The organism is Streptomyces sp. NPDC002156 (assembly GCF_053593675.1).
On the sequence record NZ_JBSFDA010000058.1, the window covers coordinates 40,492 to 57,711 of the forward strand.

At 69.5% G+C, this 17,220-nt stretch carries 13 protein-coding genes; 12 read left to right on the plus strand and 1 reads right to left on the minus strand.

What is annotated here, in order from left to right:
• Positions 1–56: 56 nt before the first annotated feature.
• Positions 57–1,019, minus strand: coding sequence for a hypothetical protein (locus ACWCRB_RS23560; RefSeq protein WP_389350000.1), 963 nt, complete (start codon positions 1,017–1,019; stop codon positions 57–59).
• Positions 1,020–1,322: 303 nt separating this feature from the next.
• Between ACWCRB_RS23560 and uvrC the strand changes: the two genes are divergently transcribed.
• The 12 genes from uvrC (at position 1,323) to pgi (ending at position 17,102) form a co-directional block, all read left to right on the plus strand.
• Positions 1,323–3,446, plus strand: coding sequence for an excinuclease ABC subunit UvrC (uvrC, locus tag ACWCRB_RS23565; protein WP_450997919.1), 2,124 nt, complete (start codon positions 1,323–1,325; stop codon positions 3,444–3,446).
• Positions 3,443–4,495, plus strand: a complete 1,053-nt coding sequence (rapZ, locus tag ACWCRB_RS23570) for an RNase adapter RapZ (RefSeq protein WP_450997920.1) — start codon at positions 3,443–3,445, stop codon at positions 4,493–4,495. Before uvrC ends, rapZ begins: the two co-directional genes overlap by 4 nt.
• Complete coding sequence (locus tag ACWCRB_RS23575; RefSeq protein ID WP_369033707.1) at positions 4,492–5,559, plus strand: gluconeogenesis factor YvcK family protein; 1,068 nt, start codon at positions 4,492–4,494, stop codon at positions 5,557–5,559. Before rapZ ends, ACWCRB_RS23575 begins: the two co-directional genes overlap by 4 nt.
• The gene (whiA, locus tag ACWCRB_RS23580) at positions 5,550–6,533 is read left to right on the plus strand and encodes a DNA-binding protein WhiA (RefSeq protein ID WP_105973880.1); all 984 of its coding nucleotides are present in this window, start codon (positions 5,550–5,552) and stop codon (positions 6,531–6,533) included. Before ACWCRB_RS23575 ends, whiA begins: the two co-directional genes overlap by 10 nt.
• A 168-nt stretch (positions 6,534–6,701) precedes the next feature.
• The gene (locus ACWCRB_RS23585) at positions 6,702–9,653 is read left to right on the plus strand and encodes a M14 family zinc carboxypeptidase (RefSeq protein ID WP_450997921.1); all 2,952 of its coding nucleotides are present in this window, start codon (positions 6,702–6,704) and stop codon (positions 9,651–9,653) included.
• Positions 9,654–9,877: 224 nt separating this feature from the next.
• Entirely contained in the window at positions 9,878–10,885 is a 1,008-nt protein-coding gene (gene gap, locus ACWCRB_RS23590) for a type I glyceraldehyde-3-phosphate dehydrogenase (protein ID WP_450997922.1), read from the plus strand.
• 132 nt (positions 10,886–11,017) lie between these two features.
• On the plus strand, positions 11,018–12,229 hold the full coding sequence (locus ACWCRB_RS23595; protein WP_450997923.1) for a phosphoglycerate kinase: 1,212 nt from the start codon (positions 11,018–11,020) through the stop codon (positions 12,227–12,229).
• Positions 12,230–12,235: 6 nt separating this feature from the next.
• Entirely contained in the window at positions 12,236–13,012 is a 777-nt protein-coding gene (gene tpiA, locus ACWCRB_RS23600) for a triose-phosphate isomerase (protein ID WP_105973876.1), read from the plus strand.
• 125 nt (positions 13,013–13,137) lie between these two features.
• Positions 13,138–13,374 (plus strand): preprotein translocase subunit SecG, encoded by a 237-nt coding sequence (gene secG / locus ACWCRB_RS23605; protein ID WP_079054207.1) that lies wholly within the window; start codon positions 13,138–13,140, stop codon positions 13,372–13,374.
• A 244-nt stretch (positions 13,375–13,618) separates the two neighbouring features.
• Positions 13,619–13,954, plus strand: a complete 336-nt coding sequence (locus ACWCRB_RS23610) for an RNA polymerase-binding protein RbpA (protein WP_003957010.1) — start codon at positions 13,619–13,621, stop codon at positions 13,952–13,954.
• A gap of 134 nt (positions 13,955–14,088) precedes the next feature.
• A complete protein-coding gene (locus ACWCRB_RS23615) occupies positions 14,089–15,393 on the plus strand; it encodes an MFS transporter (RefSeq protein WP_450997924.1) in 1,305 nt (434 codons plus the stop codon).
• Between the two features lie 56 nt (positions 15,394–15,449).
• The gene (gene pgi, locus ACWCRB_RS23620) at positions 15,450–17,102 is read left to right on the plus strand and encodes a glucose-6-phosphate isomerase (protein ID WP_450997925.1); all 1,653 of its coding nucleotides are present in this window, start codon (positions 15,450–15,452) and stop codon (positions 17,100–17,102) included.
• The last annotated feature ends 118 nt before the right edge of the window (positions 17,103–17,220 follow it).

Below are 17,220 nucleotides of genomic sequence, written 5' to 3' on the forward strand. Positions count from 1 at the left end.
GGACGTAAACGCTTACGTAAGCGATTGCGCAATCGCTTACGTCTGCCCCGGGCCGGTCACTCCCAGTCCCAGCCGATGCCCAGGATCCCCGGTCGCAGCCTCGGCTCGACGAGGTGGACCGAGCGGTGGCGGGCGCTCACCGGGAGGTCCTGGCGGCCGCTGCGGGGTGCCGCGGCCGAGTGCTGGGCGAACCGGTGACAGCGCACCGGCAGGGATCCGTCGTCGAAGCGGACCTGGAGCGCGTACTGGCCGCCCGCGACGCCGAAGCCACGGACGTACTCACGGGACACGCCCGCGGTGCCGTCCTCGACGGCGTAACGGAAGAGGAACGTATCTCCGGCGCGCAACCGGGTGTCGAAGAGGAGTTCGGCGACGAGCACCCCGGTGTCGTGGTGCCGGCGTACCCGTCCCGTGCGGCAGTTCTCCAGGGCGTGGACCGACATACGGTCCGGCGCGCACCCGGGGTCGCCGTGGTGGACGGCGACGAAGCGGTCGGTGCCGTCCCGGTGGGCGCGCACGATGTGGTGGGCCTCGCGGACGAGGAGTTCGCGGTGTGCGCCGATCCGTATCCGTTCGTGCAGGCCAAGGGTGTGCAGACCGCCGTCGAGCGGCGCCTCCAGCTCCGTCAGCAGCTGCTCCAGGACCCCGGACGCCTCCACCAGGGAGCGGTACGAACGCGCGGCGGGACGCTGTGTGCCGGCGCGTTCGTCGTCCCGGGAGAGCAGCCGGATCAGCGATTCCTCCGGCAGCTGGAGGATCTCCTCCAGGGCCCGCACGGCCCGTAGCGACTCGGGGCGCTGCGGGCGGCGGGCGCCCTGCTGCCAGTAACTCAGGCTGGTGACGCCGACCTTGACCCCGTACCGCCACAGATGGTGCTGGACGCGTTGCAGCGGCAGACCGCGGGCGGTGATCGCCGCCCGCAGGGCCACATGGAAGGGGCCGTTTCGCAGGGCCGTGTCCAGTTCCGCGGTGGCGTCCTCGGCGATGGCGTCGTCCGCGTGCGGTGTGCCTTGGCGCATGCAGGGGCCCTTCTGTGAATGGTCGCGGCGGCTGGTCGGACCGCGCGCGTGGGGCGAACCGGGGCGGTCCGGCGGGCGTACGCGGCGTCGTCCTCGCCCCCGTGTGTCCTCACGTGCGTACGCGGCCGTTCGCGGCCCCGAGTTCCCCCGCATTGAAGCGTGTTGACCAAGGCGCGACAACACCTGAGGCGCAACATGCGCGACTGCTGGGACTCTGACTTCGTCGTTCACCCCTCCGTGGGGACCGGGGCGTCCGTCCACAGGACCGCCGCGCTGTCACACCCCGCCAGTAGGGTGTGAGACATGGCCGACCCCTCCAGCTACCGCCCCAAGCCGGGACAGATCCCGGACTCTCCCGGGGTGTACAGATTCCGCGACGAGCACCGCCGGGTGATCTACGTCGGGAAGGCGAAAAGCCTGCGCCAGCGCCTGGCCAACTACTTCCAGGACCTGGCCGGACTCCACCCGCGCACCCGCACGATGGTCACCACGGCGGCCTCCGTGGAGTGGACGGTCGTGTCCACGGAGGTCGAGGCGCTCCAGCTGGAGTACTCGTGGATCAAGGAGTACGACCCCCGTTTCAACGTCAAGTACCGCGACGACAAGAGCTACCCGTATCTCGCGGTGACGATGAACGAGGAGTACCCGCGCGTGCAGGTGATGCGCGGTCACAAGCGCAAGGGCGTGCGCTACTTCGGGCCGTACGGGCACGCGTGGGCGATCCGCGACACCGTGGACCTGCTCCTGCGCGTCTTCCCTGTGCGCACGTGCTCGGCCGGGGTCTTCAAGAACGCCGCCCGCACCGGGCGCCCCTGCCTCCTCGGCTACATCGGCAAGTGCTCGGCGCCCTGCGTCGGGCGGGTCTCGGCCGAGGAACACCGGGAACTGGCCGACGAGTTCTGCGACTTCATGGCCGGGCGTACGGGGACGTACATCCGCCGCCAGGAGAAGCAGATGGCCGAGGCGGCCGAGGAGATGGAGTACGAGCGGGCGGCCCGGCTGCGCGACGACATCGAGGCCCTCAGGAAGGCCATGGAGAAGAGCGCGGTCGTCCTCGCCGACGCGACCGACGCCGACCTGATCGCGGTCGCCGAGGACGAGCTGGAAGCGGCCGTCCAGATCTTCCACGTACGCGGCGGTCGCGTGCGCGGCCAGCGGGGCTGGGTGACCGACAAGGTCGAGGAGATCACCACCGGCGCCCTCGTCGAACACGCGCTCCAGCAGCTCTACGGCGAGGAGAAGGGCGACTCCGTGCCCAAGGAGGTCCTCGTCCCCGCGCTGCCCGATCCCGTGGAGCCCGTCCAGGAGTGGCTGGCGGAGCGGCGCGGGTCCGGTGTCTCGCTGCGCATCCCGCAGCGCGGCGACAAGAAGGCCCTCATGGAGACCGTGCAGCGCAACGCGCAGCAGTCGCTCGTGCTGCACAAGACCAAGCGCGCCTCCGACCTGACCACCCGCTCGCGCGCGCTGGAGGAGATCGCCGAAGCCCTCGACCTGGACAGTGCCCCGCTGCGGATCGAGTGCTACGACATCTCCCACCTCCAGGGCGACGACGTGGTGGCCTCCATGGTCGTCTTCGAGGACGGCCTGCAGCGCAAGAGCGAGTACCGCCGCTTCCAGATCAAGGGCTTCGAAGGCCAGGACGACGTCCGGTCCATGCACGAGGTGATCACCCGCCGCTTCAAGCGCTACATCGCCGAGAAGGGGAAGACCGGGGAGTGGGCGGACGGCCAGGAAATCGGCCAGGAAACCGACCCGGAGCCCGTGCCGGAGCTGAAGGACGAGGACGGGCGGCCCAAGCGGTTCGCCTATCCGCCGCAGCTCGTCGTCGTCGACGGCGGGCAGCCGCAGGTCGCCGCCGCCCAGCGGGCGCTGGACGAGCTGGGCATCGACGACATCGCCGTCTGCGGCCTCGCCAAGCGCCTGGAGGAGGTCTGGGTGCCCGGTGACGACGATCCGGTGATCCTGCCCCGCACCAGCGAGGGCCTGTATCTCCTCCAGCGCGTGCGTGACGAGGCGCACCGCTTCGCGATCACCTACCAGCGCGTCAAGCGGGCCAAACGCTTCCGGGCGAGCCCCCTGGACGACGTGCCCGGACTCGGCGAAACCCGGAAACAGGCGCTGATCAAGCATTTCGGCTCGGTGAAGAAGCTGCGGTCCGCCACAATCGACCAGATCCGCGAGGTTCCCGGCATAGGCCTGAAGACGGCCGAGACGATCGCCGTGGCCCTCGCGCGGGCGGCCCCGGCCGCACCCGCCGTCAACACGGCGACCGGAGAGATCATGGAAGACGCAGCAGACGCAGCAGACGCAGCAGACGCGGAAGACACGGCAGACACGCAGGACGGGGAACCCGGGACGCGGACGGGTTCCCCGGGGGAGCCCGTAGCCGCGGGCGCCCCGGACGAGCGACGGGGGCAGGAGAAATGACCGAGCACGAGACACCGAAGGCCGAGCCCACAGCAGAGGGCCAGGCAGGTCACAAGGAAGCGGGCGATGATCGCTCGCGGCACGCCGAGGGCCCCGCACCGGGCGGCCCGACGGGCCAGGAACCACCGGGCCAGGAAGACGGAGACCAAGTGGGTACGGGCATCGAGACAGCCGGGGTCGCGGAAGCGGCCATCCCCGAGCTGGTGATCATCTCCGGTATGTCCGGAGCCGGCCGTTCGACGGCCGCCAAGTGTCTGGAAGACCTCGGCTGGTTCGTCGTGGACAACCTGCCACCGGCGCTGATCCCGACCATGGTGGAGCTGGGTGCCCGCTCCCAGGGCAACGTCGCCAGGATCGCGGTCGTCGTCGACGTACGCGGCAGGCGCTTCTTCGACAACCTCCGTGAGTCGCTCGCCGACCTGGCGATCAAGGGCGTCACCCGGCGGATCGTCTTCCTGGAGTCCTCCGACGACGCCCTGGTGCGCCGTTTCGAGTCGGTGCGCCGGCCGCACCCCCTCCAGGGGGACGGCCGTATCGTCGACGGCATCGACGCCGAGCGCGAACTGCTGCGCGAGCTGCGCGGCGACGCCGACCTGGTGATCGACACCTCCAGCCTCAACGTGCACGAACTGCGCGCCAAGATGGACGCCCAGTTCGCCGGCGAGGAGGAGCCCGAGCTGCGGGCCACCGTCATGTCCTTCGGCTTCAAGTACGGCCTCCCGGTCGACGCCGACCTGGTCGTGGACATGCGGTTCCTGCCGAACCCGCACTGGGTCCCGGAGCTGCGCCCGTACACCGGCCTCAACGAGGAGGTGTCGGCGTACGTCTTCAACCAGCCCGGCGCCAAGGAGTTCCTCGACCGGTACGCCGAACTGCTCCAGCTCATCGCCGCCGGATACCGCCGCGAGGGCAAGCGCTACGTGACCATCGCGGTCGGCTGCACCGGCGGCAAGCACCGCTCGGTCGCCACCTCGGAGAAGCTCGCCGCACGCCTTGCCTCGCAGGGCGTGGAGACCGTGATCGTGCACCGGGACATGGGACGGGAATGACGGGACGTACACCGCGGCTGAGCAGGCTGCGCCGGGTGACCCCCGAGGGACGGGCCGGCCGGCCCGTCGAGGCACGCGGCGCCAGGCCGCGCCGCCGGGGCGCCCAGCCCAAGGTCGTCGCCCTGGGCGGTGGCATGGGCCTGTCCGCCTCGCTCGCCGCACTGCGCCGGATCACCGGCGACCTGACCGCCGTCGTCACCGTGGCCGACGACGGCGGCTCCAGCGGGCGCCTGCGCGACGAGCTGGGCGTCCTGCCGCCCGGTGACCTGCGCAAGGCCCTGGCCGCGCTGTGCGGCGACGACGAGTGGGGCCAGACCTGGGCCCGCGTCATCCAGCACCGCTTCCAGTCCAAGGGAGACCTGCACGAACACGCCGTCGGCAATCTGCTGATCGTCGCCCTGTGGGAGCAGCTCGGCGACCACGTCCAGGCCCTCGACCTGGTCGGCAGGCTCCTGGGCGCGCACGGCCGCGTCCTGCCGATGTCCGCCGTACCCCTGGAACTGCAGGCCCTGGTCAAGGGGCACGACCCGGAGCGGCCCGAGGACGTCGACACCGTACGGGGACAGGCGACCGTCGCGCTGACGCCCGGCGAGGTGCAGAGCGTGCACCTCGTGCCGCACGACCCGCCCGCCGTCCCGGAAGCCGTCGCCGCCGTCCTGGACGCCGACTGGGTGGTCCTCGGTCCCGGCTCCTGGTTCTCCTCCGTGATCCCCCATCTGCTGGTGCCGGAGCTGCTCGAAGCGCTCACCGAGACGAAGGCCCGCCGGGTACTCTCGCTGAACCTCGCGCCGCAGCCCGGAGAAACCGAGGGCTTCTCCCCGCAGCGTCATTTGGAGGTTTTGGGACGACACGCCCCTAAACTCGCCCTGGACGTGGTGTTGGCCGACGAGGCCGCCGTGCCCGACCGCGATTTGCTGACCGACGCCGCCAAGGGGTTCGGCGCCGCGGTCGAGCTGGCGCCGGTGGCCCGGCCCGACGGATCTCCTCGGCACGATACGGAGCTGTTGGCCGCCGCGTACGACCGTATTTTTCGGATGCATGGAAGGATCGGCCCATGGCGATGACGGCAGCGGTGAAGGACGAGATCTCCCGGCTCCCCGTCACCCGTACCTGCTGCAGGAAGGCGGAGGTCTCCGCCATTCTGCGGTTCGCCGGCGGCCTTCACCTGGTCAGCGGGCGCATCGTGATCGAGGCGGAGCTGGACACCGCGATGGCGGCGCGCCGTCTCAAGCGGGACATCCTGGAGATTTTCGGCCACAGTTCCGAACTGATCGTGATGGCACCCGGCGGACTGCGCCGCGGCTCCCGTTACGTGGTCCGGGTGGTCGCGGGCGGCGATCAGCTGGCCCGCCAGACAGGGCTCGTGGACGGCCGTGGGCGCCCGATCAGAGGTCTGCCCCCGCAGGTGGTCTCCGGGGCCACCTGCGACGCGGAGGCGGCCTGGAGAGGGGCCTTCCTGGCCCACGGCTCGCTCACCGAGCCGGGGCGATCCTCGTCCCTCGAAGTGACCTGCCCCGGCCCCGAGGCCGCGCTCGCCCTCGTCGGCGCGGCCCGGCGCCTCTCGATCGCCGCCAAGGCCCGCGAGGTCCGGGGCGTCGACCGGGTCGTCGTCCGGGACGGGGACGCGATCGGCGCCCTCCTCACCCGGCTCGGCGCGCACGAGTCCGTGCTGGCCTGGGAGGAGCGGCGAATGCGCCGCGAGGTCCGCGCCACGGCGAACCGTCTCGCCAACTTCGACGACGCCAACCTGCGCCGCTCCGCGCGCGCGGCCGTCGCCGCAGGAGCCCGGGTCCAGCGCGCGCTGGAGATCCTCGCCGACGACGTCCCCGAGCACCTCGCGGCGGCCGGCCGACTGCGCATGGAGCACAAGCAGGCCTCCCTGGAGGAGCTGGGCGCCCTCGCCGACCCGCCGCTGACCAAGGACGCGGTCGCGGGCCGTATCCGCCGGCTGCTCGCCATGGCCGACAAGCGCGCCCAGGACCTCGGCATCCCGGGGACGGAGTCCAACCTCTCCGAGGAGATGGCCGACGCGGGCTGACGGAGTCTCAGCGCGGGCTGACGGAGCCTCAACACGCCGGGGCCGGTACCCACTTCGGGTACCGGCCCCGGCGTGTTGCCTGTCCTTGGGGCACCCTTGACTGGATCATGAACTGTCATGAGCCTGGCATCTGTTCGCCATTGTGGCGAACCATCGCAAGGGGGGTTCATGAGACGAAGAGCGAGAACGATCCTCGCTGTCGGCGCACTCCTGCTGGGCGGCGCGGGACTCGCGCCCATCGCCGTGGCCGCGGAGGACGCCGGTACACCGGACGCCGAAGAGGTCAAGGTCTTCCGTGCCGAGGTCACGAAGGAGCAGATTCCCCTGCTTCTCGCGACCGGCCAGGACGGGCACGAACTCGGGGAGCAGGCACCGGAGAAGGGCACGGCCACGGTCGAGGTCTACCTCACCGACAAGCAGGCCGACCAGCTGGAGGACAAGGGCGTCGAGCTCAAGGAGCACACGCTCACGGCGAAGGCACGCGCGCGCGTGGCCGCCGCCGGAGACGGAGTCTTCCGGCCGTACAGCGGAGCCGGCAACCTCCAGGAGGAGGTCCTCCGGACCGCCCAGGAGAACCCGGCCCTGACCAAGGTCGTCTCCATCGGCAAGACCCTTCAGGGCCAGGACATCCTCGCGCTCAAACTGACCAAGGGCGCGAAGAAGACCAAGGACGGCACCAAGCCGTCCGTCCTGTACCTGTCCAACCAGCACGCGCGCGAATGGATCACGCCGGAGATGACCCGGCGCCTGATGCACTACTACCTGGACGGCTACTCCACGGACCGGCGCATCAAGAAGATCGTCGACTCGACGGAACTCTGGTTCGTCCTGTCCGCCAACCCGGACGGCTACGACTGGACGTTCGAGCCCGAGGGCGACCGTCAGTGGCGCAAGAACATGCGTGACGTCAACGGCGACGGCGCCTACACCATCGGCGACGGCGTCGACCTCAACCGCAACTTCCCCTACAAGTGGGGCTACGACGACGAGGGTTCCTCCCCGTTCCCCACCAGCCAGACCTACCGCGGCGCCGGTCCGGGCTCGGAGCCCGAGACCAAGGCACTGGACGCCTTCGAACGGCGCATCGGCTTCGAGTACGGCATCAACTACCACTCCGCCGCCGAACTGCTCCTCTACGGCGTCGGCTGGCAGGTCGCCTCGCCGAGCCCCGACGACGTCCTCTACAAGTCCCTCGCCGGTACACCCGAGAACTCCGCGATCCCCGGCTACCGCCCGCAGCTCTCCTCCGAGCTGTACACCACCAACGGCGAGGCGAACGGACACGCGTCCAACGTCAACGGCGCGGCGATGTTCACCCCGGAGATGTCGACCTGCCAGACCGCGTCGGACCTCTATCCGGACGACGCCTGGAACGCGGCCGACTGCGCCTCGGTCTTCACCTTCCCGGACGACGAGAAGCTGATCCAGGAGGAGTTCACCAAGAACATCCCGTTCGCCCTGTCGCTCGCCGAGTCCGCGGCCAGGCCGGACCAGCCGAAGTCCTCGGTCGGCGTCGACGCCCCGGACTTCACCCCGGCCCCCTTCACCACCTCGTACTCGCGCGGCGCCGACCAGGAGGTCTCGGTCGTCGTACGCAAGTCCGTGCGCGACAAGGAACTCAAGTACCGCGTCAACGGCGGCCGTACGAAGGACGTGACGCTCAAGGCCTGGAAGGGCGGCGAGACCTTCGGCGGTGACGACAACCTGTACTTCGACGAGTACCGCGCCAAGGTCGCCGACGGCGACCCGGGCGACAAGGTCGAGGTCTGGTTCACCGGCGAGACCAAGGCCGGCAAGCCGACCAGGAGCACGCGCTTCACGTACACGGTCGCCGAACGGCCGCGCGCCGACACGCTCGTCCTCGCCGAGGAGGGCGCTACCGCCACCCAGGCCCAGGTCTACGTCGACGCGCTGAAGGCCAACGGCAGGAAGCCGCTCGTCTGGGACGTCGCCGCCCTGGGCGCACCCGACGCGCTCGGTGTGCTCGACCACTTCAAGACGGTCGTCCACTACACGGGAGCCGTACGGCCCGGCAACGCCACCCAGCTCGAACTGCGCGCCTACCTCAACGAGGGCGGCAAGCTGATCGAGGCCGGCGAGACCGCGGGCGGCTCCGTCGACCTGGGCGGGGGCACCCTGTCCAACGACTTCAGCCAGTACTACCTGGGCGCCTACTCCCGTACGACCACACCGTCGGTCACCGCGTTCAACGGCTCTGGGAAGCTCACCGGCTTCAACGGCGCCCTCGGTGACGCGCCCGGCAACCCGCTGAACACGGCCGGGTCCTTCGGTGTCACGTCGGACACCCTGCCCGTGGCGACGTACCCGCAGTTCGCGAGCGCGGGTGCGGGCAGCTATCCCGGGACCGTCAACCCGTACGGGCCCTACGCGGGCGCCTCCATGGCCGCCGTCACGCACACCGACTACGCCTGGAACCGCCTCACCCGCACCATCGACCTCACCGGCGTGACCGCGGCCCAGGCGCCGGCCTTCCGCACCCAGCTCCTGTGGGACACGGAGGAGGGCTACGACCACGCCGTGCTCGAAGCCCACACCGTCGGGGCCGACGACTGGACCACGCTCCCGGACAAGGGCGGCGCCACCAGCACCGCCGTGCCCACCGAGTGCGAGGCCGGGTTCTTCATCGCGGGCCACCCCGCGCTCGCCCGCTATCTGACCATCGGCGCGGGTGCCTGCACGCCCACCGGGACCAGCGGCTCCTGGAACAGCTTCACCGGGGCCTCCGCGGGCTGGCAGCAGGTCGAGTTCGACCTCTCCGCCTACGCCGGTAGGACGGTCGAGATCTCGCTCGGCTACATCACCGACCCCGGCTCCGGCGGCCGCGGTGTCCTCGCCGACAACGCCACCGTCGTCATCGGCGGTACGGCGGGCGCGGTCGAGGGCTTCGAGACGTCCCTGGGCGCCTGGAGCGTCCCCGGACCGCCCGCGGGCAGCCCCGCGGTCATCAAGGACTGGGGTCTTTCGGGTGAGCTGGCCAAGACGTACGGAGCGGTCTCCACGGGTGACACCGTGCTGCTTGGCTTCGGCCTGGAGCACGTCACCAAGGCCGCCGACCGGACGGCACTCCTCGGCAAGGCACTGGCCGCGCTGAAGGACTGATCAGAACCGTTCACCGACGATCCGACCCTGTCCGTTCATCGGGTAATCGCGGTGCGACAACTGGGCGGTCCGTACCCCTACTGGCGGGTACGGACCGCCCTGCCGTGTATGGGGCATCTCGATGTCACCACGGGGGCCGCAGGGAGGTAGGGTCGTAGGCGGTCGGGGACATCCCATACAACTCGCCGGCACGAAAGCCGGCGTACCAACGAGGAGATCGGTTCGTGACGATCCGCGTAGGCATCAACGGCTTTGGCCGCATCGGTCGTAACTACTTCCGCGCGCTGCTGGAGCAGGGTGCTGACATCGAGATCGTGGCTGTCAACGACCTGGGTGACACCGCGACCACCGCTCACCTGCTCAAGTACGACACCATCCTGGGCCGTCTCAAGGCCGAGGTGTCGCACACCGCCGACACGATCACCGTCGACGGCAAGACGATCAAGGTTCTCTCCGAGCGCAACCCCGCCGACATCCCGTGGGGCGAGTTGGGCGTCGACGTCGTCATCGAGTCGACCGGCATCTTCACCAAGAAGGCCGACGCCGAGAAGCACATCGCGGGCGGCGCCAAGAAGGTCCTCATCTCGGCTCCGGCCAAGGACGAGGACATCACCATCGTGATGGGCGTCAACGAGGACAAGTACGACGCGGCCAACCACCACGTCATCTCCAACGCCTCCTGCACCACCAACTGTGTGGCGCCGATGGCCAAGGTTCTCGACGAGAACTTCGGCATCGTCAAGGGCCTGATGACGACGGTCCACGCGTACACGAACGACCAGCGCATCCTGGACTTCCCGCACTCCGACCTGCGCCGCGCCCGCGCCGCCGCGGAGAACATCATCCCGACCACGACCGGTGCCGCCAAGGCCACCGCGCTCGTGCTCCCGCAGCTCAAGGGCAAGCTCGACGGCATCGCGATGCGCGTGCCGGTCCCGACCGGGTCGGCCACCGACCTGGTCGTCGAGCTGTCCCGCGAGGTCACCAAGGACGAGGTCAACGCCGCGTTCAAGAAGGCCGCCGACGGCGAGCTCAAGGGCTTCCTGACGTACACCGAGGACGAGATCGTCTCCTCGGACATCGTCGGCGACCCGTCGTCCTGCACCTTCGACTCCTCCCTGACCATGGTCCAGGAGGGCACGTCGGTGAAGATCCTCGGCTGGTACGACAACGAGTGGGGCTACTCCAACCGCCTCGTCGACCTGACGGTCTTCGTCGGCAACCAGCTCTGAGTCCCGGAGCAGGCACTTCGATGTGAGCACAGGGCTCGGGCAGCGCGACGCGGCGCTGCCCGAGCCCTGTCGCACGTGCTGATCGATCCAGCCCCTCCCGGACAAAAGAGCCCTCCCTTAGGAGCCCCCTTCATGAAGACGATCGACGAACTCCTCGCCGCAGGAGTCGACGGCAAGCGGGTCTTCGTCCGCGCCGACCTGAACGTGCCGCTGGCCGACGGTCTCATCACCGACGACGGCCGCATCCGGGCCGTCCTGCCCACCGTCAAGGCCCTCACGGACGCCGGCGCCAAGGTCGTGGTCGCCTCCCACCTGGGCCGCCCCAAGGGCGCCCCGGACCCCGCCTTCTCCCTGCTGCCCGCCGCGGAGCGCCTCGGTGAACTCCTGGACGCCCCCGTGGCCTTCGCCCAGGACACCGTCGGCCCCGCCGCCCACGACGCCGTGAACGGCCTCCAGCCGGGCCAGGTCGCGGTGATCGAGAACCTGCGCTTCAACGCCGGTGAGACCGCCAAGGACGACACCGAGCGCGGCGAGTTCGCCGATCAGCTGGCGGCCCTGGCCGATGTCTACGTGGGCGACGGTTTCGGTGCCGTGCACCGCAAGCACGCCTCCGTGTACGACCTTCCGGCCCGCCTGCCGCACTACGCCGGCTACCTCATCGCCACCGAGGTGGGCGTCCTCAAGAAGCTCACCGACGACGTGCAGCGCCCCTACGTGGTCGCGCTCGGCGGTGCCAAGGTCTCCGACAAGCTCGCCGTCATCGACCAGCTGCTCGGCAAGGCCGACCGCATCCTCATCGGCGGCGGAATGGCGTACACCTTCCTCAAGGCGCAGGGTCATGAGATCGGTGCCTCCCTCCTGCAGGAGGACCAGATCCCGGCCGTGCTGGAGTACGTCGCCCGCGCCGAGAAGAACGGCGTCGAGCTGATCGTCCCGGTCGACGTGGTGGTCTCCGTGGGCTTCCCCGACCTGAAGGCCAAGGCGCCCACGAACCCCACGACCGTCGCCGCGGACGCCGTCCCGGCCGACCAGATGGGCCTGGACATCGGTCCGGAGTCCCGCAAGCTGTACGCCTCCAAGCTCGCCGACGCGGCCACCGTCTTCTGGAACGGTCCCATGGGCGTCTTCGAGCACCCCGACTACGCCGAGGGCACCAAGGCCGTCGCCCAGGCCCTCCTCGACTCCCCGGCCTTCACGGTCGTCGGGGGCGGCGACTCTGCCGCCGCCGTACGCATCCTGGGCTTCGACGAAACCGCATTCGGCCACATCTCGACCGGTGGCGGCGCCTCCCTCGAATACCTCGAGGGCAAGACGCTCCCCGGTCTCGCCGCACTGGAGGACTGACCCAGCATGACCACTCGCACGCCGCTGATGGCGGGCAACTGGAAGATGAACCTCAACCACCTCGAGGCCATCGCCCACGTCCAGAAGCTCGCCTTCGCCCTCGCGGACAAGGACTACGAGGCCTGTGAGGTCGCGGTCCTGCCGCCCTTCACCGACCTGCGCTCGGTACAGACCCTGGTCGACGGCGACAAGCTCAAGATCAAGTACGGCGCCCAGGACATCTCCGCGCACGACTCGGGCGCCTACACGGGCGAGATCTCGGGCCCGATGCTGGCCAAGCTCAAGTGCACCTATGTGGCGATCGGGCACTCCGAGCGCCGCCAGTACCACAACGAGACCGACGAACTCGTCAACGCCAAGGTGAAGGTCGCCTACAAGCACGGCCTCACCCCGATCCTGTGCGTCGGCGAGGAGCTGGAGGTCCGCGAGGCGGGCAACCACGTCGCCCACACGCTCGCGCAGGTCGAGGGCGGTCTCAAGGACCTCCCGGCCGAGCAGGCCGAGACCGTCGTCATCGCGTACGAGCCCGTCTGGGCCATCGGCACCGGCAAGGTCTGCGGCGCCGACGACGCCCAGGAGGTCTGCGCCGCGATCCGCGCGAAGCTCGCCGAGCTGTACTCCCAGGACGTCGCCGACGCCGTACGCATCCAGTACGGCGGCTCCGTGAAGTCCGGGAACGTCGCCGAGATCATGGCGAAGCCCGACATCGACGGCGCACTGGTCGGCGGTGCCGCTCTGGACGCCGACGAGTTCGTCAAGATCGTTCGGTTCCGCGACCAGTGAGTATGCGCTAGCGGAGATCCGTCGTACCCTGGCGGGGCCGAAACTAGTATGGGGGGCGCCGAGCGTTCCTCGAACGAAAGCTTCGGCCCCGTCGTCCATCAGAATCCGAGGAAGTTGGTCCAGCCGTGGTTTTGGGGTTCTCGATCGCCCTGATCGTCTTCAGCCTGCTGCTGATGCTGCTCGTGCTGATGCACAAGGGGAAGGGCGGCGGCCTCTCCGACATGTTCGGTGGCGGCATGCAGTCGTCCGTCGGCGGCTCCTCGGTCGCCGAGCGCAACCTCGACCGCATCACCGTCGTGCTCGGTCTGCTGTGGTTCGCGTGCATCGTGGTGCTCGGCATCCTGATGAAGGTGAACAACTGATCAGCGGCTGACACCGGTCGTCAAATACCGGTACGACAGCACATTACGCACGCACATTCCGCACGTAAGGCCCCATGTTCGGTACGCCCCGCCAAGGGCGGCCTATCATGGGGCTTGCGTCTTGGTGCGGGGCCTGTAACTCCAAGCACTGGACGCGCGTTGGGCCTTACGTAGACTGAGGCGCTCGCAACGAAGCGAAAACGCCGACTCGCTTCGCGGCACCATTACGCAGGGAGTTACGACCGTGGCAAGTGGCAACGCGATCCGAGGAAGCCGGGTCGGGGCGGGGCCGATGGGCGAGGCGGAGCGTGGCGAGTCCGCGCCACGGCTGCGCATCTCCTTCTGGTGCTCCAACGGGCACGAGACGCAGCCCAGCTTCGCCAGCGACGCGCAGGTCCCCGACACCTGGGACTGCCCGCGCTGCGGCTTTCCCGCCGGACAGGACCGGGACAACCCGCCGGACCCGCCGCGCACCGAGCCGTACAAGACGCACCTGGCGTACGTACGGGAGCGGCGCAGCGACGCGGACGGCGAGGCGATCCTCGCCGAGGCGCTCGCCAAACTGCGGGGCGAGATCTAGGAATTGACGGCCGGCCAGGCACCGAGAAGGTGCCTGGCCGGACCCGTCTGACGGGGCGTCGTACACCGGCTCCCCGACCGATTGTCAGTGGTGCCCTCTACGGTTTGTGAATCGGCGAACCGCGAGGGGGAGTTGTGACGACGGTCGAGACGGCGGGAGCGTGTGCACCCGCGTGGCGCGGGGGATTCGGACGGCTGTGGAGTGCCGCCGTCCTCTCCAGCTTCGGCGACGCGCTGCGCACGGCCGCCCTGCCCCTGCTCGCCACGACCCTCACCGACCAGCCCCTGCTCATCGCCTCCGTGACGGCCTGCGGCTATCTGCCCTGGCTGGTCTTCGGACTGCTCGGCGGGGCCGTCGCGGACCGCGTCGACCAGCGGCGCGCGATGTGGACGGTGGACGCTGTACGAGGGCTGCTGGTCGCCTGCTTCGCCGTGGCCGTCGGCCTCGGGCACGCCTCGATCGGCCTGCTCATCGCGCTCGCCCTCGCGCTGACCACACTCCAGACCCTCTTCGACAACGCCTCGACGGCCCTGCTGCCGACCCTGGTAGACAAGGAAGCGCTCGGCGGCGCGAACGCCCGCCTGATGACCGGCCAGCGCATCGCGGGCGGTCTGCTGGCCGGACCGGTGGTGCCCGTACTGCTCGTACTGGGAGCGGCCGTGCCCTTCGCGGCCGACGCCGTCACCTTCCTGGTCGGGGCGGCCCTGGTCGCCTCGCTGCGGCCCGACGTGCCCGAGCGGGCGCCGAGACCGGCGGGCAGCACCCTGCGCGCGGAGATCACGGCCGGCCTGCGCACCCTGTGGCACGACAGACCGCTGCGTGGGCTGTGCGCGGCCACGGCACTGTGCAACGTCGGCATGGGCGCCCTCATCGCCACGATGGTCCTGCTGGTGACGGGCTGGCTGGACGCGGGCAACGGAGGGTACGCGGCGGCGATGACCGCGTACACCGTCGGCAGCCTCGCCGGCGGCGCGCTGAACGGCCGGCTCGTGAACCGGATCGGGCGGATACGGGCCGTGCTGCTCGCCGGCACGGTGCAGACCGGCGCGCTGGTCGTCATGGGGACGGTGCGCAGCCTGGCCGCGCTGGTGGCGGCCCTGGCGGTGTTCGGGTTCATGGGGATGGTGTGGAACGTCAACACGACGACCCTGATGCAGCGTCGCAGCCCCAACGGGATGCTGGGCCGGGTGAGTTCGGCCTTCCGTACGTTGGCGGTCGCCGGAGCACCCCTGGGCGCGCTGCTGGGCGGAGCCGTGGCGACGGCGTGGGGACTGAACACGCCGGCGCTGCTCGCCGCGGCTTTCTTCGTCCTGTCGGTCGCCTCGCTGATACCGGGGCTGAAGTCGGACGTATCTGTGGGTGAAGACGTGTCTGTTGTTCGAGACATGTCTGTTGTTCGACCGGATGACGGTCCGACGACAGTTCGACCAGCGCGTTGATCAATTAGGTTGGGACCGGCAGCGGGGCCCAGGCACGAAAGAGGCGGAAGTCCGAGATGAACGCAGACAGCCGTAGCAGGCTCAACCAGACGCCCGAGTGGACGGCACTGGCCAAGCACCATGAGGAGCTGGCGGACACCCATCTGCGGGACCTGTTCGCGACCGACCCCGGGCGCGGCACCGGGTACACGCTCCAGGTCGGTGATCTGCACATCGACTACTCCAAGCACCTGATCACGGACGAGACGCTGCGACTGCTGCGAGAACTGGCCGGCGCGACGGACGTGTTCGGGCTGCGGGACGCCATGTTCCGGGGCGAGCGCATCAACACGACCGAGGATCGTGCGGTGTTGCACACCGCGCTGCGGGCGCCGCGGGACGCGGTGGTCGAGGTGGACGGGGAGAACGTCGTGCCGGCCGTGCACGGGGTGCTGGACCGGATGGCCGGGTTCGCGGAGCGGGTGCGTTCGGGTGCGTGGACGGGCCACACCGGCCGTCGTATCAAGAACGTGGTCAACATCGGTATTGGGGGCTCGGACCTCGGTCCGGCGATGGCGTACGAGGTGCTGCGGGCGTTCACGGCACGGGAGTTGACGTTCCGGTTCGTGTCGAACGTCGACGGTGCCGACCTGCACGAGGCGGTGCGCGACCTGGACCCGGCGGAGACGCTGTTCATCATCGCCTCGAAGACGTTCACGACGATCGAGACGATCACGAACGCGACCTCGGCCCGTTCCTGGCTGCTGGCGGGGCTGGGCGGTGAGGAGGCGGCGGTCGCGAAGCACTTCGTGGCGTTGTCGACGAATGCCGGGAAGGTCTCCGACTTCGGGATCGACACGGCGAACATGTTCGAGTTCTGGGACTGGGTCGGTGGGCGGTACTCGTACGACTCGGCGATCGGGCTGTCGCTGATGATCGCGATCGGCCCGGACCGGTTCCGGGAGATGCTGGACGGCTTCGCGCTGGTCGACGAGCACTTCCGGACGGCTCCGGCGGAGGAGAACGTGCCGCTGCTGCTGGGGCTGTTGGGGATCTGGTACGGCAATTTCTTCGGGGCGCAGTCACATGCGGTGCTGCCCTACTCGCACTATCTGTCCAGGTTCACGGCGTACTTGCAGCAGTTGGACATGGAGTCCAACGGCAAGTCGGTCGGGCGGGACGGGTTGCCGGTGGAGTGGGAGACCGGGCCGGTGGTGTGGGGGACGCCGGGTACGAACGGGCAGCACGCGTACTACCAGTTGATCCATCAGGGGACGAAGCTGATTCCGGCCGACTTCATCGGGTTCGCCGAGCCGGTGGGGGAGTTGAGTGACGAACTCAAGGGGCAGCACGATCTGTTGATGGCGAACTTCTTCGCGCAGACGCAGGCGTTGGCCTTCGGCAAGACGCCGGAGGAGGTTCGGGCGGAGGGGGTGCCGGAGGAGCTGGTGGCTCACAAGACGTTCCGGGGGGACCATCCGACGACGACTGTGCTGGCTCGGGAGTTGACTCCGTCTGTGCTGGGGCAGTTGATCGCGTTGTACGAGCACAAGGTGTTTGTGCAGGGGGCTGTGTGGAACATCGACTCGTTCGATCAGTGGGGGGTTGAGTTGGGGAAGGTGTTGGCGAAGCGCGTCGAGCCCGCGCTCACCACAGGAGCTGATGTCCCCGGCCTCGACTCCTCCACTGTCGCCCTCGTGGCCACGTATCGGGAGTTGCGCGGGAGGTAGGGGTTTGTTTCGCCCCCGCCGCCCCTACCCGTCCCATCTCTGGGGGCTGCGCCCCCAGACCCCCCTTTCGGCCTGAACGGCCTCGTCCTCAAACGCCGGACGGGCTGGTTTGTCAGCC